This window comes from Streptomyces sp. NBC_01723 (assembly GCF_036246005.1).
Lineage (GTDB): Bacteria > Actinomycetota > Actinomycetes > Streptomycetales > Streptomycetaceae > Streptomyces.
The window spans coordinates 6161653-6183910 of record NZ_CP109171.1 but is presented as its reverse complement, the minus strand read 5'-3'; the positions used below and the strand labels follow the sequence as shown (position 1 = coordinate 6183910).

Here is a 22258-nt window from a genome sequence, read left to right as displayed (position 1 = left end):
CGCCTGGGAAAGTTTGTGGCGACATCCTCCTTGATCGCCTGCAAGGTCTCTCCATCACCGAAGGTGGTGGCGATCCCGGGAGTCTCGATTCGTGCCGGAGAGACGACGTTGCCCCGGATGCCGCGGCCCTTGAACTCGAAGGACCATGTCCGTGCGCAGGACCGAACGGCGGCCTTCGACGCTGCCTGCGCGCCGAACGCCTCCCTGCCGCGGTCAGCGGCTGTCGAACCGACCGGGACGATCGAGATCCCGTCGGCCCTTTCCACCGGTCAGTAGGTGGTGAATCGGTCCCACGCGAAGATCCGCGCCCTCGTCGAGCAGACCATGGTTACTCTCAAGCCCTGGCGGTTCTTCGCAAGCTCCGACGCTCGACCGCCCGGACCACCTGCCTCGTCCAGGCCGCTCACCCTGCATCTGGCCAACTCAGAGCGACGATGGAGAAGGCTCAGTACCGCACTGGCAACGCCGGCTCCGCCCGCGCGGGAAGCCCATCGACTGCGCCCTGCCGCGGACGACGTGCGTCGTAGGGGGATCGACAGGCCGCGGGTAGGCGTGCGTCGGCGTATAGAAAGGAAGCAGCACGGAGAGATGAGCAAGGTCTACGACGCGAGACAGTCGCCACACTGTGCAACATGTCAGCCGACTTTTAGTGCTGCCTGGAGCGCGCGAGCGTGGTCCGCCGCGCGCCTGTGCGGTGAGAGGCCACACAACCGTGTGCCGAAAGGCACTCTTCTCATCAGGAAATGGCCGGCACGAACTCCAGGGCGGGCCATGATCGGTACTATAGCTGGACCATCGAATTGTGGGATGCAAGGGTGACTATGAGTTCTACGGACGAGATCGATGAACTGGCACGCCACTTGAGCGGACAAGCGCTGACCGACCGCCTGTTTCGGCCCGGTGATCCTTCGTATACCGACACGACAGCACTCTGGAACGGCGGAGTAACCACTCGGCCTGGCTTGGTCGTGCGGCCCCACACCAACGCCGAGGTCGCCGCCGCAATCACCTCCGCACGCCAATTCGGTGTAGGCGTGTCCGTACGCGGCGGAGGCCACGACTGGGCCGGGCGGGCCCTCCGCGGTGGATTGGTGATCGATCTTGGGGCCATGCGTGACGTACGGGTGCAGCGGGACAACGCTGTCATCGGCGGGGGAAGCCGGGCCGGTGACGTAATAGCGGCTGCCGCTCAGCATAGGATGAACGTTGCTGTGGGCACCGCAGGCGTCGTCGGCATGGCCGGGCTGACGCTTGGCGGAGGCTACGGCCCATTGCTGGGCACGACTGGGCTGGCCGCCGACAACCTTCTCGGAGCGGAAGTCGTACTTGCCGACGGTCGGATCGTTTCAACTGAGGACGATCCCGAACTGCTGTGGGCCCTGCGTGGCGGTGGCGGCAACTTCGGCGTTGTCACCTCAATCCGTCTCCGTCTCCACTCCGACCGTGGACTCGTCGGCGGCATGGTCCTCTTTCCTTGGGAGGAAGCATCGACCGTGCTATCCCGCTTCGCGGAACTGATCACCGAGGCGACCGATGGCCTCACCCTCCTGCTCGAAATGACCGTTGCCCCCGGAACCGGGCCGTGCCTCGTCGTCGTGCCGGTATGGTCCGGTGACCCACAGGGCGCCGACGCTGCTGTCGGCAAAGTCATGCGCCTCGGCCGGCGGGGCGTGGGTGCCGTGGCTCCGACTACACAGAAGGACCTGTGGGCGCAATTCGACCAGGCGGTACCCAGCGGCATGCACTGGGATCTGCGTACCCGAAATATCGCCGAACTTACGCCCGATGTCATCAGCCTCCTCACCGGCTGGGTAGAAAAGCGCCCCGGACCGGGAGCAGGCATCGGGTTGCGGCAATTTCATGGCGCAGCCACGCGAGTGGGAACCGAGGAGAGCGCCTTCGGCCTGCGCACCAACCACGTGGCAGTTGAAATCTCCGCAGGACGCGGTCCCGACGAGAATCACGATTCTTTCAAAGAATGGCTGGACGGTGTCTACAACGCTCTCGCACCCTTCGCTCTTCCGGGGGGCTACCCGAATTTTCTTCTGCCGGACCAGGAAGAGCAGGTTGTTCACGCCTATGGCGCTAACGCTGAGCGTTTGGTCAAGGCCAAGGAGACCTACGACCCTGAGCACGTCTTCACCGCAACGCCTCTTCCGGACCGCAGCATGCTAAAGACCCACCGCCCGGCACGCTGAAAGACGCACGCAACCAAAAAGAGGAACGCACTCAGGAGGTAATCGCATGGCGATTTGGGAGATTGTCAGAATTGTAGTTCCAGAAGGCAGGGAGGGGGAATTCGAAACCGTTGTTCGGTCGCATATGCCGATCCTCAAAGAGGATAGGGGCTGTCTGGATGTGATCCTTTACCGTGCTATTGACAAGAGTGGCACGCTATTGCTCTGTGTGCAGTGGGAGTCGATGGAATATCACGCCGAAGTATTCATGAAAACTGAGGGTTTCGCCAAATTCACCAACTCAATGGTGCCCTATTTCGTTGACACTCCAGAAGTTCTCCACGCTGACGCCGTCATCAACGGCTTCTGATCTCTCCAGCACAGATCAAACTACCCTTGGCGTGGTTGGGCGTGAAGGTCGCCTACGCCCAACTGCGGCAAGGCCGTGTCTGAGACCGGGGGACCCAACGCTCCCTGTGGACTGCTTCTCTCGTTCGACCACGGGGATTACGTCTTTCACATTGCGCCTACCAGCGAACGTCATCGTGAGCAAATCGTGCGCCACAGACTGGCGCACCTACTGCTCGGGCATGCCGGGAGCAACGAGAGCGTCGTCAGTCTCTACCGGGACCCCCTCCCAGTAGGGGTCGGCCGAGCCGCTAGCCTCGATCTTGCATGACGGTCCGCCGACGGAGTCGGTGGACCGTTTCGCTTTCGGTGGCTGATCGCGGGCATTCCGACGGCCCGAGTGTCGCCTCGGGTGGGCACCGGGTCCGCGGTCCGCTGCTCCGGGCTGGTTCCTCTACTCGTAGGGGCAGGCGAATCCGCTGGTCAGCCGGGGTTCGGCAGGAGCGCAAGCCGTTCAAAGGCGCCGGTGATCTCGCCGGTCCAGGGCCAGTGGCGGGCAAGGCGGAGGATGCGGCGCCGGCCGGTGGTGACGAACTGGCCGGCCGCGGAGAAGAGGCGGAATCGCAGCCGGCTGGGCTCGAAGAGCCGGGCCTGTCCGGTCAGGGCGAGCACGGGCATCCAGGCCAGCAGATCGAGCGTGATCTGGACGATCTCCAGCCAGACCTTGTTCTGGGCGGTGTGCTGCAGGGGCAGGTTGCGCATTCCGGTCGCGCGGGGCCCGGACGCGGTCCTCGGCCCGGGCTCGCAGGCGGTGGCGGAGCTCGATGGCGGCGATGGGCCGGTCAGTGGTGTTGGTGGCGAAGCAGGTGATCCGCATGCCGTCCGCGTCGGTGATCCTCAACTGGGCACCGGATGCGGTCGTTCCTTGCGGATGATGAGCCGCATGTCCTTCGGTCAGCCCGTGAGCAGGTCGCCGGTGAGTTCGGCGACCCAGGCGCCGTCGCGGACCTCGCCGTCCGTTTCGATGGCCGGGGTCCAAGCCGTGGCTGCGGATGGTCTCGGTGATGACCGTGCCGACCGGGTAGGACAACCAGCGTCCTCGCTTGGCAAGCCAGGCGACGAAGTCGTGGGTGCCGCCGGCGGAGTCCGTGCGGATCAGCGACTGCCGCCCGCGCCGGTACTGCTTCGGTAGCTGGGTCAGGGCGAGGCGGGCGGTGGTGATGTGGTCGGCTGCCGTGTTGGAGCCTGCGTTCCCCGGTCTGAGCAGGGTGGCGGGCGGCTCTCCGGTTCCGCCCGGGCCGTGGTCGACGAAGGTCGTCAGGGGGTGATGGCCGTAGGTCTTCTTCCAGGTCGCGGCCGCGTCCTGCTTGTCGGAGTGCGCGATCACCAGGACGCCGTCGAGGTCGACCGTGACGTGTCCGTCGGTGTCCGGGGCGCTCCCGCCGGCCAACGACCAGACGTGCTGCCGGACTTCGGACCGGGCAGATCGGATAGCCTGCAGAGCTTTCTCCTCGGAGGGGGCGAGGGTGTCGATCAGGCGGGAGATGGTCGGGTCGGAGGCGACCGGGCCGAAGATGGCCGGCTCACACCGCAGCATCGCGACGTCCGCGAGGCAGTCCCCGCCCAACGCGACCGCCAGGGCGACGTCCAGCAGGACCTTGCCCGGGTCGTGGAAGGCCCGCGGTTTGCGCCACGGCGGCAGAGCCTGCGATACCGCCTGATCCAGACCGGTCTTGCGGACCGTTTCGACCAGCAGCACCGATCCGGCCCGCGAGACCACGGCTCGGCCGTCATCCTGGACACGGACATGGGGGTAGGACCCGGTAGGCTGCTTCACCTGGAAAGTGCCTCCGACAGGAGCGGGAACAAGGACCTCAGTAATCCTCATTCCCGCTGGTCAGACGCACTTTCTGCTGTCTCGATCACCTGCTGGACAGCCCGCTTCGTGAAAGCGCGAGGCTAGGGCAGTAATCCGCCGTGCAACATTCGACGACAAACTTTGAAAGAGTTGTTGCTCAGTCAGGGGGCCACCCTGGTAACCGTCTGCGATAGCGCGACGTGTAACAGCAAGAACATCCCCATCGTGATGCGAAAGGCTCCAAATAGCCGGCGCCCGAAGGCGAACCATCTCAAGCTCGTGCGGGCGAGGTGGTCCTGCTGTCACGATCTCTCCCTTGCGGGGGAGCCGGACCCGCTCCCAAGCCTCTGTTGCAGCACATAGCGCTACCGCATATTCAATTTCAAGCTCTGTGAATTCTTGAGGCACGATACCTTCCTCAGACGTAGCCCGCAGGTCATCACTTTGAACGAAACTGGAGCGCGCTCGGTTCATCCGAACCTGCTACAAGACGTCACAGATCGGCAGTTCTGACACAGGGAGCCTTCTCCATCTTCAGGCTGAGCTGGCCACATGCAGGGTGAGGACAGCCTGAACGAGGCTCCTGACGCGGGCAGTCGAGCAGCGGAGTCTACGGAGAGCCGCCAGGACTTGAGGGTGGCGACGGCCTGCTCGACCAGGGCCCGGATCTTCGCCTGGGACCGGTTGACGGCCTGCTGGCCCGTGGACAGCGTCTACCACCGGCCGCGGTCGGGAACACGGGCCGTGCCCCCGGCTCCTTGGTACCCCTTGTCGGCCCAGCAGACGATGCCGGCCCCTGCGAGAGCGTCGATGACACCGTGCTCGCGGGCCGCACGGACGTCATGGACGGCCCAGGGCAGAGCGGGAGAGCCCACAGCAGCCGGCCGAACGGATCCGCGACGACCTGCACGTTCACCCCATGCTTCTTGTGTTTGCCCGAGTAGAACGGTCGGTCGGCGGCGATACGGTCGATTGGTAGCAGCGTCCCGTCCAGCAGGACGAACGCCTGCGTTGACGCCGCCCGGACCGCATCGGCAAGGGTCGGGACGAGGGCGGCCAGGACGTCGACGGCCTCGGTGATGTAGCAGTAGGCGGTGGTAGTGCCGATCCCGAACCCGGCCGCGAGCTGGGCGTACGGATGGCCGTCGCGCAGATGAGCGGGAGCGAGCAGGGCCTACCGCCCCGCACTCAGGCGCCGCCATCGGGCGCCGAGACGACGACGGTGTTGTGATCCCGCAAACGAACTGCGAGGAAACGCAGGGCAGAGCCGGACACGTCCAGCCCCGACAGGTAGACAGGCATGCGAAGCCTCTGGTGGACACAGGTTCTTCTTGGTCGAAAACCCATCTACCAGGGGCTTCACCCGTCTGTCAGCCCAACTGACCGGCTTTAGCCCGCAGGTTGGAAGGGGCGCACTGACTCCGCGCGTTGGGGTGCGGTCCCTCCGCAAGGAACAGCTCCGACCCCGGCCCTCTCTGAGGGACCCTCTCGATGCGTTGCCCGGCTGGCTCCAAGCCGTGACGCTTCGCGTAATTGACGACGCGCCGCCACTCCGCAACCTCGTCGTCATCCGGATCAGCGATCCGGAAACGCCCATCGGCCACGAGCCGCTCCATCAGTCCCTGCGCCTTCGCTCGCCGAGCACGCACGACGGGCCGCTCGCTATAGGGCGAACCAGGTGCGCACGCTTCATTGGCTCACCGCTCTCAGAGACCACATGGTCGTCGTCGATCGTCAGGAGGCAACGATCCCGCATTGCAGCGGACGAACGCCAGCGACTTGACATCAAGGCCGAGCGCTGTCATGGGCAACGGGTTTCGAGCCGCCCGGCTGGAGCCTGCGATCGGGGTATCAGCTCGTTTGCAGACGGCTTCGCCCCCACCCTTGGAGGGCAGGGGCGAAAGCACGTCATGCGGTGACGATGAGCGGGCTTTCCATGCGTTCCCAGGCTCCCAGCACGGCCTTATGGGCATCCGGCTGAAGGTGGGCGTAGCGCTGAGTGGTCTGGAAGCTCTCGTGGCCGAGAAGGTGCTGGACTTCGTAGAGCGAGACCCCCTTCTGGACCAGCCACGAGGCGCAGGTGTGGCGCATGGAGTGCGGCGGGTAGTGCGGGACGAGCTGCAACTCGCCGTCGTCGCCGAAATGGTAGGCAGCCTCGACAGTCGGCCACCAGGTCTGCCGGCGCCAGTTGCTATCGGTGAGGAGGCGCCCGGAGCGGCCCTTGGTGATGGTCGTGAAGACCACTGCGTCGCGGTCGAGCCGGTGGATGTGACGTTCGAGGGCCTCCAGGACGTGGGGCGGGAGCGGGACTTCCCGGCGGCTCTTGGAGCTCTTGGGGTACTCCTTGATGCCGCTCTTGGTGTTGACCTCCACGACGAACAGGCGGGAGCGGCGTGTGTCGATGCGGTGGCGGTGCAGGCCGGAGAGCTCTCCCCAGCGCAGTCCGGTGTAGAAGCCGAGCAGGCACATCGTCCGCCAAGCGGGGGCGAGTCCGTCGAGGATGCTCTGCGCCTGGTCGGGCGTGAACCACTGCGGTGGCTTGACCGCGATGGGCGGCAGATCGATGCTGCGGCACGGGCTCACCGCGATCACATCGTCGTCGACAGCAGCGCGCATGATGGACGACGTCAGGTTGTAGGCCCGCTTGATCGCGGCAGGGCCTGCACCCTTCTCAACCAGGGAGCGTATCCAGCTCTGGACGTCCATGCGGGTGATGGCCCGCATTTCCCAGTCCGCCCAGTAGGGCATGACATGGTTCTTGATGCTGGACGCGTCGCCCCGGAGGGTGTGGGGTTCGACTATGCGGGCGTTCCACCACCGGTCGTGCCACTCCCGGAACGCGATCTCGCCGGCCCGCGGGTCCCGCATGCCTCCACGGGCGAACTGGGTCTCCAGCTCGATGCCCCAGGCCCGCGCCTGGGCCTTGAGGGGGAAGGACTCGCTGAACCGGTCTCCGGCCCGGTTACGAACGGTCGCCTGCCACTTGCCGGACTTCAGTTTGCGCAGGTACGCGGTACTACTCCTTTTTCGGAAGCGGTGAGGGTTGGACTAGGGGCGAGAGATCACCGACGGGGGCGCGGGGAACCAACCAGCCTTCTGGCGATGAAGTCCTCCAGCCCGGCAGCAGGGACACGGACGCGGGATCGTTCCGTCCCGGTACGCAGGTCGACGACGGGGAGGTCCCCGGCGGCGATGAAGCGGTAGACGGTGCGGCGGTCGACGTCCAGGGCGGCGGCGACAGCGGGGATGGACAGCAAACGGGCAGGCATGCGCGAGTCCTCGGAGACAGGGAAGGAAAAGCGAAGGGGAGAATTGGTTCAGCAGGGCTGTCGGCGGTCCACGGCGCAGGTCAACCGGCCCTGTCAGGAGCAGTGGGACCAGTTCGCTGTACGGCCGAGCTATGTGACACGAACGCGCGAAACGTGGACCGCTGACGTTCGGGATGCATGCGGCGGTGCTCCCGCGCTCGGATCGTAAGTCCGAGCGCGGGACGGGAAACTACCGCTCGGGAATGTCCGGAAGGCGCAGGATCTCTTCCAGGTGGCCCCAGTCGATCTCGATGTCTTCCAGCCGGAAGCGGTGCGGGTACCGCAGCGCAATCCAGCTCGCACTCACGCCAGCCCACTCGGCGACACCCCACGCAGGAACGCCCGCCTCAAGCCAGCGGTCCAGACAGGAGTCACGCAGGCTGGAGACCTGCTCCCCCAAGCCCGCCTGCACCTCGTCAGGGCTCAACACCGCTTGGCGAGCGCGCCTCCACGCCCTCTTGTATTCGGAGGACGCCAACGGCCCACCCCGCTCGGCCGGGAACAACAGGTCTTCAGCTTCCAAACCCGCCTCGTCGATCCAGCGCCTCAGCACACCCACGATGTCCGGTGAGACAGGAACCTTCCGGCCCTCGCCGGCACGGACCAACACCTCCCCGAACTCCCCGTCCGGGAGCGTCACGTCCTGCACCCGGACCGAGGCTGCTTCACCCGGCGAAAGGGCGGTGCCCGCCATAGAGGCGAGGAAAGGGAAAACGGCTCCCGAAGATTCCTCCTGAATCCACTCCAGAAGGGCGCGAACATGGTCCGCAGAGAGCAAGGACGATTCACCTATTGCCAGCTTCGACAAGCTACATGACTCCTCACACGAGACATCGGGACGCGTCGGCATCCCCTGGTCATTCAATGGTCTGGAGAAGCGCCGGTTTGGCCAACCGGCGATCGTCGGCTATGTTGCGCCCGCGACACACCTCTCGCGGTCCCGACTGATGCGCAGAGAGCAGGTTCTGCTTTCTCAAGACCGCTCTAGGTTTGCTTCCTTCACCGAGTTAATCCAGTCCGTATGGGACTCAATGTGTCTGCTGTCGGCGAATCTGCCCGAACCCACCCATACCTGCCCCTCGACGGCCAGGGAACGTGAAGATAGAGCAGGCGCCTTCTAAGACCGTGTCCTACATGGTCAGTTTGAGGAGTCGTTTGTAGCAGCACAGTGCTGCGGCGAGGCCGAGAAAGGCCAGGTAGTTGCGGGGTTTCCGTTCGTAGCGAGGGCTGAGTCTGCGGTAGCCGGACAGCCAGGAGATGGTCCGTTCGATCACCCATCGGCGCCGACCCAATCGTTCGCTGGACTCGATGCCCTTGCGGGCGATACGCACTCCGATCCGCTTGCCGCGGAGCCATTTCCGCAGTCCAGGGATGTCGTAGGCCTTGTCGGCATGGAGGCGTTGGGGTTTGAAGTGGCGGCCGCGATAGGGGTCGTGTTTCGTTTGGTGACCCGCCACCATGGGCTTCAGGCTTTGGCTGTCGTGGACGTTGGCGGCCGAGACGCCGACGACCAGGGGCAGTCCGTTCGCGTCCGACAGGATGTGCATCTTGGAACCCGGCTTGCCTCGGTCCACGGGGCTCGGACCTGTGTGTTCGCCCCTTTTAGCGCGCACATGAGCCGAGTCGAGGACCACACGGGAGACATCGACAAGGCCCGCGTCATCGAGCCGGTGAACGACGGCTTCATGCAAGCGCCCCCACACGCCGGCCCTCGACCAGATCATGAACCTGCGGTGTGCGGTCGACTTCGATATCCCGAAACACGGCGGCAGAGCCCGCCAGGCACATCCACTGACCAGCACATAGATGATCGCTGCGAACAGCGTCTCATCAGGCGTGTTCTGCTTCCCGCCGCCCTGCGGCCGAACCCGGACCTCCGGGATCAACGGCCTGGCGATCTCCCACAAGCCGTCCGGAACAATCCAACTCCACGTACCCCGCCCCATACGCAGCCCAACGACCAACTGACCATGTAGGACACGGTCTAAGCGCTTGGCCGCAGGTTCGAGTCCTGCCGGGGGCGCCACTGGCGTCACGCCAGGTGGGCTTCATTTTGCCTGGTCAGGCTGCGTCTGACCGTCGCAGACTTCCAGCGTACGCGGGTCCACCGAACGGCGCTGGAGTCCGGCTGACACCGGCTGAAACTGGGGTTCTACGGGTGTCTGTCCCCCATGCGTCCCCCAGCCCCCAAGGCTCAAATGCATCCGAATGGCCCCGTTGGACAACGCCGAAGGGCGATGCGGGGCCCCATGCACCGGGGTCCCGCACCGCCCTTCTCGCATCCGTCCTACTTGGCTTCGCTTCTGTACCTGACGTCGTAGATCTGCTTCAGGTAGTTGTCCCGCTGGCCGACGATGCACCGCGCATAGATCGCCAGGAGCACGGGCACGCTGTTGAGGCAGGTGTGGCGACAGTCGTACACGCGCTTACCCGCCGGCGACTCGTACTCGTGGGGCTGGAGGACCTCCGCTCGGGCCTTGTCCCAGACCCGTCGGAACACCGAGCCCGCTAGCCTGCCGCCAAACTCTCCGGGGAAGAGGAGGTCAGTCGGCTTGAGCTTGTACTGGACGATGACCTCGCGAAGGAAGTGGACAAGGTCAGGGTGGATGGGCACAGTGCGGGTGTCGCCCTCCGCTCGTCCCTTCAGGTCACGGTCATCGTGGGGCTCTCCGCTGTCGGTCCACTGGCTACCGACCTCCGGCCGGGCGCTGTGGACCACGAACTCGCCCCAGCCCGTTTCGGGCAGCGTGGCATCAGTCACATGGAGCGCGACGGCTTCCTCCGGGCGGAGACCGGCGTAGCAGAGAGTGGCGAAGAAGGCCCTGTATAGGGGCCCCCGCCGCAGGGGTCGTTTGCCGATCCAATCGAGGAGCGCGGTGACCTGCTCAGGGTTCAGCAGAGAGCGTTTGTCGATGGCCTGAGCGACCTTGGGGGCACCCCCTCCACTGCCCTTGCCCTTCGGCAGGGGGTTCTGCCGGAGGATGCCGTGGCGGACGGCGTACTCCATTGCCAGGTTCATGATCCGCCGGTTGCGGGACACGGAGCTGGACGCTGCGGCAGTGCCGTCAAGCAGCGTTCCGAGAGCGGAGACGACCGTGTCGACCCGGTCCGACTGCTCCCACGCTGCCATCGACAGGGTGTTGCGCTGGACCCAGTCGAGGATGACGCGAACATCGTCGGGTATCGGCTCTTCGGGGTTGGTCCGGCGCTTGGAGTTGAAGGCCCACTCGCGCAGCGCGGTCCGCACTTTCACCGGATCGAACTGCTTCGGAGGAGTCCGAAGCAAGGCGATGGTCGCGGAGGTCATCGCCTTGGCCACGTTCTTCCGCTGGTTGGCGGAGAAGTGGGGCCACGTCTTGTCGACGAACTCGACCGCGAAGTCGTACCAGTTGGTGTCCGCGGCCTTGCTGGCGTACGAGATTGGCAGTCCGGTCTCGGTACTGAAGGGGCTCGCCACGCTTGACTGCGGTCAACAGGTCGGAGCGTCGGGCATCCGCGAGTGCCTTGGTCGGGTAGGTCTTGCTGTGCTTCTTCGCTCCGACCTTCCAGACCACCTTGTACGTGTATCCGTTCGCTCGCGTGCGGCGCTCGATGTTGTAGATCCGTACGTCAAACGTGCCATCGGTCAAGATGCATCCTCACAATCACTAAGCCAGTTTTCGAAATCGCTACGCCGTATCCGAAGGCTTCCGTTGGGAAGTCGGATACAGCGCGGCCCTCGCCCCTTCTGTCGCCAGTCATAGAAGGTGGATCGAGCTATCCCCAGCTCGTCACACACGTCATCGACCGTCAGCTTTGCCCCAGGCCGCACAGCTACCGCCACGCCGTCACCTCCCGGACGCCGATAGCGGAACTCGGTGTCATCTCGTGGCGAAAAAGAGAAGGGGGCATCACGGATTGGCGCACGGCAGGGTTTCCTTGCAAGGGCGCGAGGAGCGACAGGGGCGCGGCAGCATCACCTCGCGTCATCGGCGCCAGGAGGACCGCTTGCCAGCGGCGCACGCTGCCTACGGCATAGGAGCCGCAGCAGAACTACCTCGCGCCTCCTCTTGCCAACGCGAAGCTGTCTGCGTCCGCCACGGCTCCACCGCCAAGCGCAGCCGGAAGGCGAACACCTCAATGGTCGCGACGATCGCCGGTTTGGCTAACCGGCGATCGTCGGCTATGTTGCGCGCCGCACCGCACCCGACGGCTGCCTGGTCGTCGAGGCCGTCTGCCCGGTGTGGCTGCTAGCGGGACCTCGCCCGCAGGTCAGTCGAGAGGCACCGTGATACGACACTCGGGAACCTCGGGGCCGCGCACCACTTGGTGCGGACTCGCCGGAACACTGTTCGCCAACGCGATTACGGCACAGCCCTCTTCGTAGCATCGTTGCAAGAAGTCCTCACTCGGTAGGCAAACCCGCAGAGATGCAAGCGCAGAGACCAGTGAACACCGCTGCGCAGCCACCCGTCTTTCGACCATCACAGGCTTCAATCGACCGAGCACGTGGAGAATTGGCCGTCCCACCTCAACGCCTCGAAGACCACCGACCGACAGAACAGTCTCCCTCCATTTCACCCGGCGAGCCGTTAACGCGCCTGCTTCCTCCCGGGCCTGTTGTACGTTGACATACCATCGGGAGGTGTTCCAGCCTTTTGGAAATCTGTCTCGTCTGCCGTGAGCGAATGGGGCACTGACGCGACAGAGCGTCTATGGGGTCATAGACACGGCCGTTACACGACGACACCAACGTGGCACTGGTCGCCTTGGAGGACCCCACAGGCCCCGTTCCTGACCATGTACTTTGCGGGACGATGCACGTTGACATAGTCAGGAGGTTCCAGCCCTTTGGGCTTTATTCTCGTCGGCGTGGGCGAAGCGCTGGTGAAGCTGGCGCGAGAGCCGTTCGGGATCGCATGCTCCATGGTCGGGCCTCCCAGCCATGGCCCGTCGGCCGCCAGCCCGGGCTCGCGGCGACGGAGCTGTCGAGATCTCATGATTAGCGGGCGCTGTAGCACGGAGGTGCCCTGAACGGGCAGGATCAGCAACATGAACATTCTGGTGCTTGGTGGGACCTGGTTCCTTGGGCGAACCGTTGCTCAGACTGCGCTTGATCGTGGCTGGTCGGTGACTGTCTTCAACAGAGGCAGGTCCGGTACGGCTCCGGAAGGCACTCAAGAGATCCTCGGAGACCGCACCGTGCACACGGACCTCCTCCGGCTGGGACAGCAGGGGCCGTGGGACGCGGTGATCGACACATCGGCCTCCGAGCTGGCCCCACGCGATGTGCTGGCCGGTGCCGAGGCGCTGCAGCCCGTGGCGGGCAAATACGTCTACATCTCGACCGTGAATGCTTACCGCGGATGGCCAGAAGAGCCGCTGACCGAATCCTCCGAGTTGCTGGACGCACCGGCCGACGCCGATGTGAACTTCGGACGGCTGCCGGCGAACTGGGATGGACCCGACTGGTATTACGGTCGCCAGAAGGCCGGCGCGGAGCGCGCCGCCATCACCACGTTCGGCGCTCCGCGGGTGTCGATCTTGCGGCCCGGCGTCATTCTTGGACCCGGAGAATACGTGGGTCGCCTCCCTTGGTGGCTCCGGCGCACCTCAAAGGGCGGGATGATCCTCGCGCCGGGAGAGCCAGACAAATCGATCCAACCGGTGGACGTACGCGACGTAGCAGCGTTTGCGCTCGATCAGGCCCTTTCACCGAACGGCGGTGAGTTCAACGTCACCGCGCCCTTGGGTCGGGAGACGATGGGCGGATTCCTCACAGCCTGTCTCAATGTCACCGGAAGCGGGGGGCGACTGGTCTGGGCACCCGATGATCTCCTGATTGACCAGGGTGTGCAGCAGTGGACCGAACTGCCTCTCTGGCGCACCCACGCGGGCGTCTGGAATGTGGACTCGACGCGCGCGCAGGCCGCTGGCCTGCAATGCCGTCCCCTGGTGGAGACCGTAGCGGCCACGTGGGAGTGGATGCAGTCGGGCGGTGTGCCCGTCGAACACCCCCGTTGGGCAGAGCACGGCATCTCGCCGGAGAAGGAGGAGGAGATCCTCGCGAAGCTGGGCTCGTAACGGTCAGGGTTCGATGGCCAGTGGCGGCGTGCTCCCCAACCGTTGGGCCGACGCCTCCGCCGTGTAGTCCTCGATCCGCTCGCCGAGCGCGATGGCGTCAGGCGCACCGCGGAAGTCCGCCCGAACAAGACCGGCGCGAACTGCCGCCATACGTTCGAGTGTCCCGGCTCCTCTCCATTCAGTCGGTACGCTGAAGGCCGGCTCCAGTGCGGCCTGCACGCCGTCGAGTTCGCCTCGGAGCAGTCGGGCGCGGGCTAGATCCACGTGCGCCTGTGTGGAGATGAGCAGCGGACGCTGATGTTCGGGCTTGGCGCTGAGGAGCTGGAGGGCTTGCTCCGCAGCTTCCTCAGCGCCGTCAGCATCACGCAGCAGGAGGTAGGTGGTGGCGTTGCTCATGGCAACGCGGTCAAGGGGGAACCCGAATTCGCCGCCCACGTCATCGTGCAGCTCGTCTCGCGCACCAGTGCTCTGCTCAAGGGCGGCCCGCACAGCCCTTTCAGCAGACGCCTGGTCGCCCAGGTGTCCGTGGGCGCGTCCTTCGATTACGAATAGCCGCGTCATAGCCGTGTCGCCGAGTCCTCCGAACTGCTGGGCAGTGCGCACGAGACGTACGGCCTCCGCTGGACGGCCACCCCAAAACGCCAGGAAGGCGAGTGCACCGTGGGCGTACGCCTGAAGCGGACCGTGCTCGATCACTTGACCGTACAAGGCGGCCGTACGGGACAGTGAGACGGCGGCGGGCAGAGAGCCGAGGTCGAAGCAGATCGCCGACAGGACGGCGGCCGACTGGCCGGCAGCCAGGTAGCCGCGCTCACGCTGGCGGGGCACCTGGGTCCTCTCCAGCAGCGACTGCGCGACGCTCAGGAGTTCCTTCGCCCTGCGGTAGACCTCCACGGGAGACGTTCGGCTGTACTCGCGTGCCAGGGCGACGATGTCGTCGTCAAGCTGGTCGAGTGTCATGTCCGGCACACTGAGGGACGCGGCGTCCCCGGCGTGCGAAGCGGCATCCCGAGCAGTCATTGCAAGATCACTCTCATTGATCGTAGGTACATAGCTCGCGCCCGGCGGCGGCCCGCTCGGTTGGCTGAGAAGAGCTCTGGCGTTGCGTCCGAACATGCGCTCAAGCACCTCGGGTGCAGGCTGATTCGGGAGCCCCTTGACGCGCCCTGCTGTCCACCGACGAAATGTCTGCTCCTCCACCGTGGCGCTGAAGAAGTGGGGCTCGCCGGCCGCGACGGACAGCTCCTGAGCGGCCTTCTCGTACTCCTTCCTGAACCGCGGGTACGCCCAACCGCGTTCCCAGACCAGCAGTTGAAGCAACGTCCGCGCTTCCATCCCCGACGGCTCCCTTCTGGCCGCTGGCAATGAGGCGGCCCGTATCGGCCTGGGGCGTCAAGCCCCGCGCTTCAACTATCACCCAACTCAAGCCCCATATAGCGATCTCGCAGGCAAGTGGGGTCCAGATGACATGTTGGTGATACCCGTGTCACCCCGCGGGATGCAGGTGATACCCCCGGTGACATGGCGGGCCCGGCTCCCCCGGGGAAACCTTGATCTCCCCTCGCGGTCTCCGCTTGAGCGTCTTGAGGCGGCGAGGGCCGGTCTGCAACTCCCCACGAAGCCGAGGCCACCACCATGAGCCAGAGCACCACCCCGCGTAGTTGCTTGGAACGGGCAGCCAAGATGGGAGCCCGAGCGTGGTTGCCGGACGCCGCCGCGGCTACAGATATGCACGTCTTCCAGGCCGCGTTCGTACCGGATCCGCTGGCGGTCGCGGATATGCGCGGCTCGACGGCGGCTTTCCTGGGGCAGGCAGGCTTGACGGGGCCGATAACCGACAATGTGGTGCTGGCGGTCTCGGAGTTCATCACGAATGCGATCGAGCACGGACACGGCGTGGTCGAACTGCGGCTGCGCGCTGTCGGCGGGACCCTCACTGTTTCAGTGACCGACGAAAATCCCGCCCCGGCAGTGTTGCAACAGGCTGGCCCGGACGACATCTCCGGCCGGGGCATGGCGCTCGTCGCAGCGCTCGCAGACAAGTGGGGCAGCAGCGGCAAAGAAACGTGGTGCCAGTTCTTCTGTGACAGCATCGGGAGCCCGACGTGAATGTCGCGCCCCGGTTGGTGACTGCCCAGGCCGCTATGAGGGACGCAGCCGGCGATAAGTTGCGGCAAGCGGAGTTACGGGCGCTCCGAGGCATCGAGCCAGTAGGTGGCAAGCATTTCGCCCGGCCAGGCTGGCTGATGCACCGGTCCTCGGGGCCCCATCTGTGCGAAGTACGGCGCTATGTCGAGGATGGGAGTGCCGTCTACAGCGTCCAGGTCGGTGACGACGAGGTCCCGGCCGTCTGTCTTGAGCAGTCGCGGATAACTGATCGCCAGTTGGTTGGGGCGTCGGTGGTTGCGGTGGACGAAGGTTCCGGTTGCCGGCCAGATCGGGTTTCCTCTTGGGCTGCGGGCGTGGAGCTGCACGTCTTCGGGACGCGCCAGGTGGAAGTGCCAGGTCACTGTGAGGTGGGAGAACTCCTCGATGCCCTGCAGCGTTTCGAGCGGGAAGGCGTCGTCCAGTCGGATGATCGATTCCACCCCGCCCTGGTAGTCGTCTTGGACGCGGGTGTGGCCCCCAATGACCGTTGCGATCGGTTCGACCTCGTACGTCGCCATCGGCGTTCGTTCCTCTCCCATGAAATCGCGTGTGCAGCAACCGCCGGCCGTACCTGCGGACCTGCCCTGTGGTCAGCCTATGGCGCGCAGCATTTCCCGTGCCCGGCGGTCCAATTCAACAACGTGGCGGCCTCCGCGTTGCCTCATGGGCGACAGGTCGCTCTGCATGCGGACGATGACGTCGCGGGCGCGGCCGGACTGGACGCCGACCATGGCATCGAGGGCTTGTCCCCACGTGCCGCATGCCTCGTCGAGACGTCCTTGCTGGACCTGGACGGCGCCCAGGTAGCCGAGTGTCACGCTGTGGGTGCGGGCGTACTGCTGCCGGCGGCGGGTGCGGACGCTGCGCTGGAAATGGATCTCCGCCTCGACGGGGTTGCCCAGGTCGCGCAGGGCGCAGGCAGTTTCGTGGGCGAGAGAGGCTTCCTGGAAGAAGCCGACGCGGTCGGGGGCGTCCTCGTTGTCGGCGCGGGCGAGGTCCCGCTCTGCTCGGCTGATGGCCGCGAGGGTGCCGGGCCTGTCGCCGTCGGCGGCCAGGGCACGGGCGTGGACGATGGAGAGCAGGGCCTTCTCGCGCGAGCTGGCCTGGCCGTAGTGAGTGCGGGCCATGGAGGCATCGGTCAGGTCGAGGGCCCTTCGTGGGTGTCCGAGGTCGACTGCCTGGTGGGCGAGGGCGCGCAGGATGTGGCCGCCCAGCGGTCCGTCGCAGGCTTCGGCCGCTATGCGGGCGGCGAGGGTGAGGTAGCGCTGGGCGGTGCGGTGCTCCGAGGCGTCGAACGCCATCCAGCCGGCGATGTAGGTCATCTCTGCCACGGCCGAGTACGTGTCCCGTCGGTGCCGTTCCGTTCGAAACCTGCTGCCCAGCAGGGGCACCGCTTCGTCGCGAAGGTGGCCGGCCAGAGCCGAGCGCCCAGAGGCTCCACCACGCTGCTGGTCCCGTGCGGAGTAGAAGGCTGTCAGGTTGCGGACGTCATCGATGTCGGCCTGGGTCACCAGCCGTGGGGAGACTGCTGGGCGCGATGCTGCAGCGGCTGGGGCGGTTGTCCACCACGAACTCGCGGGCAGTGTGAGGCCGGCGGCCGAGTACGCGGCGGTCGCCAGCAGCTTGCGTCGGTGCATGTCCAGGTCGTCGCTTCCCAGCTCGGCCAGCACGGTCAGAGGGTCGACGCTCCAGTCGGAACTGCTGTCGGGCGAGCCGGTCGGCCCGTCTTCCAGCCCGAGGTCAGCGAGGGTGAGGGGGCGACTGAGCCTGCGGGACAGCGTCTCACGCAGGATATGAGGCGCTCGTCCGCTGGGCTTGGTGCCCTGGACCCACATGGCGATGTGCGAGCGCGAGATGGCCTGCAATTCGCGTGCACCGCTCTCCGCGGCGACACGAGCGACCGCGGCGGCTGCTTGGGGCTGGGACCAGCCCGCTTCGCGCAGGAGTGCGGCGAGGGCGACGTTTCGCTCACGGGCCATGGGCTGCCCCTCGGGTCCGAAATGATCTTTGACGCCTTTGACGGCCTTGCGGGCCGCACAGGCATACCCCCCAGCGGGGATTCGCGGTTCGCTCAACGTAGCGGCCGGATCACTCACCATGCACGCCGACCGACTGTGGTGCACGGCGTCTCTCACTCAATTTGGCTTGATCCATTTAGGAGTTGTGTCATGCGTCTCTCGCTGGCCCCTCGCCGGGCGTTCTGCCAGCGCCGTGGTCAGGGCCGGAGTCTCGGTGATCCGGGTGCCGGGCGTGACCAAGCGGCGTCCGCGACGGAGACGGTGACGCTCGTGCTGGGCGAGGACTCCCCGGTGCCCGAGACCGCCGCCGATGTGGAGGACCTCGTCCTGCGGCTGCGAGGGCACGTCAACCAGCTCGGAACCCTGATGCCTTCGCAGGAGCCGGCCTTGCTCCGTGCGCAGCAACTCTGCTCGGTCGGGCTCCCGGAGGGCTATCTGTCCAGCCGCGTGCACCTCGTCAGGCTCGCCGAGGCCACGCAGGAACTCATCGCGAAGATCCGGCTGGACGACGTCGGAGCGAGTCGACCGGCACGGAGGTTGGCTCGATGGACGCCGCAGATCAACGTGCTGCGCGGTGCGGTCTTCGCCGTCGCCCTCACCTGCTTGGTGTGGGCCGCTTCGGTGCCCCGGTCATGACGCTCACCGGAGCGCTCCTCATCGGACTGATCCTCGTCGCGATGGCGTGGCTGGTGTGCCGAGGCACTCGTGCGACTGGCCTCGATCCCGCAGACAGGGCCTCTACACCACCTCCGAGCGAGCCTGCGTCCCCGCGGTGACCGCTGACTCCTTGACTCCCGGCCTGTCCCCGGCCGCTTCGGCGGCCCCGATAACACCCCCAGACCAACGGGGCTTATTGGAGATTCACACACGATGAAACGCCTTCCGCGTATCGAGCAGTACGGCCTGATCGGCGACACGCAGACCAGCGCCCACGTCTGCGACGACGGCACGATCGACTGGCTGTGCCTGCCCCGCTTCGACTCACCGGCCGTGTTTGCCGGTCTGCTCGGCACACAGAAGCACGGCACCTGGCAGATCGCCCCGGCCCCGTCCGCAGGCTGGTCCGGCTCCGGAAGAGTGGCTGCCCGTCGGTACCGCGGTGACTCGCTCGTTCTCGAATCGCTGTGGCGTACCCCGACTGGTTCGGTCCGGGTCCTGGATTTCATGCCGCCGCGCGACGGGGCCCCGCAGGTGATCCGGATCGCTGAGGGCCTGACTGGCGAAGTGGAGATGGTCTCGGCCATGCGTCCTCGGCCGGGGTACGGCAGCGTCAGCCCGTGGATCCACGAGGTCGGTGGGCGCATGGTCGCGGAGGCCGGCGGGGACGCCCTTTGGCTCGACACGTGCGTACCGCAGGCGGAGAAGGACGGCGTCGTCGTGAGTGTGTTCACCGTCGGAGTGGGACAGAGCGTGGCGTTCGTGCTCAGCTGGTGCCCGTCCCACGCCCCCGCACCGGACGTTCCCGACCCGGAGGCGGCGCTCGCCGAGACGCTCGCCTTCTGGCAGGACTGGACGCAGGAGTGCGCCTACAACGGGCCTTACCGCGAGGCCGTGGTCCGGTCCTCGATCACGCTGAAGGCCATGACCTACGGGCCGAGCGGCGGGATCGTCGCGGCGCCGACCACGTCGCTTCCCGAGGAGATCGGCGGCGACCGGAACTGGGACTACCGCTTCACTTGGCTGCGCGACGCCGCCACGACGCTTGCCGCGCTGCTGGGGACCGGGTACCGGCAGGAGGCACAGGCATGGCGGCGGTGGCTGCTGCGGGCCGTGGCCGGGGACCCGGAGAACCTGCAGATCATGTACGGGATCACCGGGGAGCGTGACCTGCGGGAGCGGGAGCTTCCCTGGCTTCCCGGGTACGAAGGCTCTTCGCCGGTGCGGGTCGGGAACGGGGCTGCGGGCCAGCTGCAGCTGGACGTGTACGGCGAGGTGATCGACACCCTCTACGTCGCGCACCAGAGCGGTGTCGCGCACTGCGCCGACACCGCGGTCCTGCACCAGCGGCTCGTTGAGCACCTGGCGCAGCGCTGGCGGGAGCCCGATGAGGGCATCTGGGAGATCCGCGGGGCCCGCCGGCACTTCGTCCATTCCAAGGTGATGGCCTGGGTGGCGGTCGACCGCACCATCCGTCTGGTCGAGGCCGGCGCGCTCGACATGGACGTGGCCCCTCTGGTGGAGCTGCGGGCGGCGATCCACCGGGAGGTCTGTGACAAGGGCTTCGACCCGGTGCGCAACACCTTCACGCAGTCCTACGGCTCGCAGGAGCTGGACGCTGCCACGCTGCTCATCCCCCGCACCGGTTTTCTGCCGCCCGATGACCCGCGCGTGATCGGCACCGTGGATGCGGTCCGTCGTGAACTCTCCACGGAAGACGGGCTCGTGTACCGGTACCCGACCTGCGGTGAGGACGTCGGGGTGGACGGCTTGACCGGCGACGAGGGCGCCTTCTTCCTGTGCAACTTCTGGCTCGTCGACGGCCTCGCCCTGACCGGCCGCCTCGACGAGGCCCGCGCCTTGTTCGAACGCCTCCTGGCTCTGCGCAACGACCTCGGGCTCCTGGCGGAGGAGTACGACCCCGTCCAGCAGCGCCAGCTCGGCAACTTCCCGCAGGCGTTCAGCCACATGGGCCTGATCCAAAGCGCCCTGCTCCTTCAGCAGATGGCGACGCAGTCCTCCCCCCGCCACGCCGCGCTCGCGGTCCCCGCACCCCGCTCAACCCCCCGCAGCACGCGCCAGTCCACCGCAGACCTGACGCCGCAGCACGCATAGCCACCCCACCCCTGACGAGGATTCCCATGCCTGACAGCGCCTTGACGGCACGGCCAGCCGCTACCGGCCACCGCAGACGGCGGCCCCCGCTCGACGCGACCACGCTGTACCTCGCCCGTCGCGCCGTGGCACTGCCCCTGGCACTCCTAGCCGCGCTGCTGCTCGCCGCCTTCGCTCTCCGGTCGGGGTCCGTCGTAGGCCCCGGCTGGGTCCTGGCCGGCCTGGTCTGCGGACTAGCGGGGGTCGTCGCGGTGGCAGCACGCGGAGCGCACAGCGTCGCCAGCGCCGTGCAGTCGGCGGTGGCGGATTCCCAGACGGCAGCGCTGAACGCGGTCACAGGGGCAGCGGCAGCCGTTGAGAAGTCGGTGCAGTGGTCGGCGGACGAGCTGTGCCGCGGAAAACGTCCAGCGTTGCCGGACCCGCACACCGCGCAGTCGTCCACCCCGAACGCCGGGATCGACAACGCGTTGAGTGCCCTCCAGGCGCAAGCCATCGTCTCGCTGATCCGCGTGCACGACGAGTCCCAGTCCGTGGTCCTCCTGGAAGTGCTTCGCCGCCTGGCCATGCGCGAGCACGCCTTGGTCAGCAAGGCTCTTGAGGCACTGAGCCGGTTGGAGATGCTGACCGACGACCCGGAGCTGCTGGCCAAGATCTTCGAGATCGATCACCTCGTGACGCGGATGCGCCGCCAGGTCGAGAGCACGGCGGTCCTGGGCGGACAGTCCCTGCGCAGCGTGCGCCGGCCCGTTCCCGTCACGACGGCCCTGCGCGGCGCTGTCTCCGAGGTCGTGCAGTATCCGCGGGTGGCCGTCGCGGCCGGATCCGTGGGCGCCGAGCTGGGGTTGCCCGGCCATGTGGGGCCGGACCTGACGCACCTGCTGGCCGAGCTGATCGAGAACGCCTGCGAGTGCTCCGATCCAGAGACGCGGGTGATGGTGCGCGCACAGCGGGTGCCACACGGGCTGGCCATCGAGGTCGAGGATCGCGCCATCCCCATGCACCCGCAGATGCGGGCACAGATGAACCACCTGCTCAAAGCCCCGGACGAGGTCGATGTCAGCGGCCAAGTCCGGGCCGGGCAGCTCGGCCTGCTGGTCGCCGCGAAGATCGCACAGTCACACGGGATGACCGTCCTCCTGCAAGAGAATACGACGGGAGGCACCACCGCCCTGGTCGTCATACCGGCACGGCTCCTGGTAGCCATTCCATCGGTCGAGGATGCGGGCGCGCCGCCGCCCGAGGAAGCTCGCGGCTCCGGGCGGCAGCCGCAGCCGGTGGCCGCGACTCCCGCCGTCCCGGAGGCAGCACAGGCCGCAGGCCGTGGCGTCGCTGAGGCACCGACCGCGGAGGCAGGTCAGTCGACTGACGCGCCCGCTCTGCCGACACGCACACGCCGGACGGGATCTTTCCGTCCACCACAGGAGCGTGAGCAAGCCCCCGTATCCGCGGCGACGCCCGGGCTCGCAGCCGCCTTCCGCAACGGCCTCCAGGCCGGCGGCAGCGCCAGTCCCTCTCCCGCGTCGACAGAACACCCCACCCCCTGACCCGTCCTTCCGCGTTCCCGGT

General features: G+C 66.6%; 17 protein-coding genes and 4 pseudogenes. 8 read left to right on the top strand and 13 right to left on the bottom strand.

Features of this window, described 5'->3' with window-relative positions:
• Positions 1-86: 86 nt before the first annotated feature.
• Positions 87-266: pseudogene (locus OIE75_RS28720) on the bottom strand (SDR family oxidoreductase); the annotation flags it as partial.
• Between OIE75_RS28720 and OIE75_RS28715 the strand changes: the two are divergent.
• The 3 genes and pseudogenes from OIE75_RS28715 to OIE75_RS28705 form a co-directional block, all read left to right on the top strand.
• Positions 235-432 (top strand): annotated as a pseudogene (locus OIE75_RS28715) (IS5/IS1182 family transposase); the annotation flags it as partial. The pseudogenes OIE75_RS28720 and OIE75_RS28715 overlap by 32 nt on opposite strands.
• A gap of 311 nt (positions 433-743) precedes the next feature.
• Entirely contained in the window at positions 744-2198 is a 1455-nt protein-coding gene (locus OIE75_RS28710) for an FAD-binding oxidoreductase (RefSeq protein WP_329472563.1), read from the top strand.
• A 46-nt stretch (positions 2199-2244) separates the two neighbouring features.
• A complete protein-coding gene (locus tag OIE75_RS28705; RefSeq protein WP_329472562.1) occupies positions 2245-2547 on the top strand; it encodes a putative quinol monooxygenase in 303 nt (100 codons plus the stop codon).
• Between the two features lie 461 nt (positions 2548-3008).
• Here the strand turns inward: OIE75_RS28705 and OIE75_RS28700 are convergent, their stop codons facing one another.
• From OIE75_RS28700 to OIE75_RS28660, 9 genes and pseudogenes are all read right to left on the bottom strand, one after another.
• Positions 3009-3287, bottom strand: coding sequence for a transposase (locus tag OIE75_RS28700; RefSeq protein ID WP_329472561.1), 279 nt, complete (start codon positions 3285-3287; stop codon positions 3009-3011).
• A 76-nt stretch (positions 3288-3363) separates the two neighbouring features.
• Positions 3364-4413, bottom strand: a pseudogene (locus OIE75_RS28695) (transposase); the annotation flags it as partial.
• 504 nt (positions 4414-4917) lie between these two features.
• Positions 4918-5685 (bottom strand): annotated as a pseudogene (locus OIE75_RS28690) (transposase family protein).
• 606 nt (positions 5686-6291) lie between these two features.
• Complete coding sequence (locus tag OIE75_RS28685) at positions 6292-7251, bottom strand: tyrosine-type recombinase/integrase (protein ID WP_329472560.1); 960 nt, start codon at positions 7249-7251, stop codon at positions 6292-6294.
• Between the two features lie 194 nt (positions 7252-7445).
• Positions 7446-7652 carry a helix-turn-helix domain-containing protein gene (locus tag OIE75_RS28680; RefSeq protein ID WP_224354219.1) on the bottom strand — a complete coding sequence of 69 codons (207 nt, stop codon included), beginning with the start codon at positions 7650-7652 and terminating at the stop codon, positions 7446-7448.
• 229 nt (positions 7653-7881) lie between these two features.
• Positions 7882-8499, bottom strand: a complete 618-nt coding sequence (locus OIE75_RS28675; protein WP_329472559.1) for a tyrosine-type recombinase/integrase — start codon at positions 8497-8499, stop codon at positions 7882-7884.
• Between the two features lie 322 nt (positions 8500-8821).
• Positions 8822-9637, bottom strand: coding sequence for an IS5 family transposase (locus OIE75_RS28670; RefSeq protein ID WP_329474075.1), 816 nt, complete (start codon positions 9635-9637; stop codon positions 8822-8824).
• 341 nt (positions 9638-9978) lie between these two features.
• Positions 9979-11148, bottom strand: a complete 1170-nt coding sequence (locus tag OIE75_RS28665; RefSeq protein ID WP_329472558.1) for a tyrosine-type recombinase/integrase — start codon at positions 11146-11148, stop codon at positions 9979-9981.
• A 168-nt stretch (positions 11149-11316) separates the two neighbouring features.
• Positions 11317-11502 carry a helix-turn-helix transcriptional regulator gene (locus OIE75_RS28660; RefSeq protein WP_359388241.1) on the bottom strand — a complete coding sequence of 62 codons (186 nt, stop codon included), beginning with the start codon at positions 11500-11502 and terminating at the stop codon, positions 11317-11319.
• A 1220-nt stretch (positions 11503-12722) separates the two neighbouring features.
• On the opposite strand from OIE75_RS28660, the gene OIE75_RS28655 reads away from it, so the two are divergent.
• Positions 12723-13754: an NAD-dependent epimerase/dehydratase family protein gene (locus OIE75_RS28655; protein ID WP_329472557.1), complete on the top strand. Its 1032-nt coding sequence runs from the start codon at positions 12723-12725 to the stop codon at positions 13752-13754.
• 3 nt (positions 13755-13757) lie between these two features.
• Here the strand turns inward: OIE75_RS28655 and OIE75_RS28650 are convergent, their stop codons facing one another.
• Positions 13758-15089: a hypothetical protein gene (locus tag OIE75_RS28650; protein ID WP_063789610.1), complete on the bottom strand. Its 1332-nt coding sequence runs from the start codon at positions 15087-15089 to the stop codon at positions 13758-13760.
• Between the two features lie 300 nt (positions 15090-15389).
• On the opposite strand from OIE75_RS28650, the gene OIE75_RS28645 reads away from it, so the two are divergent.
• A complete protein-coding gene (locus OIE75_RS28645) occupies positions 15390-15863 on the top strand; it encodes an ATP-binding protein (protein ID WP_329472556.1) in 474 nt (157 codons plus the stop codon).
• A 74-nt stretch (positions 15864-15937) separates the two neighbouring features.
• Here the strand turns inward: OIE75_RS28645 and OIE75_RS28640 are convergent, their stop codons facing one another.
• Positions 15938-16420, bottom strand: a complete 483-nt coding sequence (locus tag OIE75_RS28640) for an SAM-dependent methyltransferase (RefSeq protein ID WP_210962032.1) — start codon at positions 16418-16420, stop codon at positions 15938-15940.
• Between the two features lie 72 nt (positions 16421-16492).
• Positions 16493-17881, bottom strand: a complete 1389-nt coding sequence (locus tag OIE75_RS28635; RefSeq protein ID WP_329472555.1) for a Tat pathway signal protein — start codon at positions 17879-17881, stop codon at positions 16493-16495.
• Positions 17882-18070: 189 nt separating this feature from the next.
• Here OIE75_RS28635 and OIE75_RS28630 point away from each other — a divergent pair, with 189 nt between their 5' ends.
• The 3 genes from OIE75_RS28630 to OIE75_RS28620 all read left to right on the top strand — a co-directional run bounded on the left by OIE75_RS28630 (position 18071) and on the right by OIE75_RS28620 (position 22236).
• The gene (locus OIE75_RS28630) at positions 18071-18556 is read left to right on the top strand and encodes a DUF6415 family natural product biosynthesis protein (RefSeq protein WP_329472554.1); all 486 of its coding nucleotides are present in this window, start codon (positions 18071-18073) and stop codon (positions 18554-18556) included.
• A gap of 234 nt (positions 18557-18790) precedes the next feature.
• On the top strand, positions 18791-20692 hold the full coding sequence (locus tag OIE75_RS28625; protein WP_329472553.1) for a glycoside hydrolase family 15 protein: 1902 nt from the start codon (positions 18791-18793) through the stop codon (positions 20690-20692).
• A 26-nt stretch (positions 20693-20718) separates the two neighbouring features.
• A complete protein-coding gene (locus OIE75_RS28620; RefSeq protein ID WP_329472552.1) occupies positions 20719-22236 on the top strand; it encodes a sensor histidine kinase in 1518 nt (505 codons plus the stop codon).
• Positions 22237-22258 lie beyond the last annotated feature (22 nt).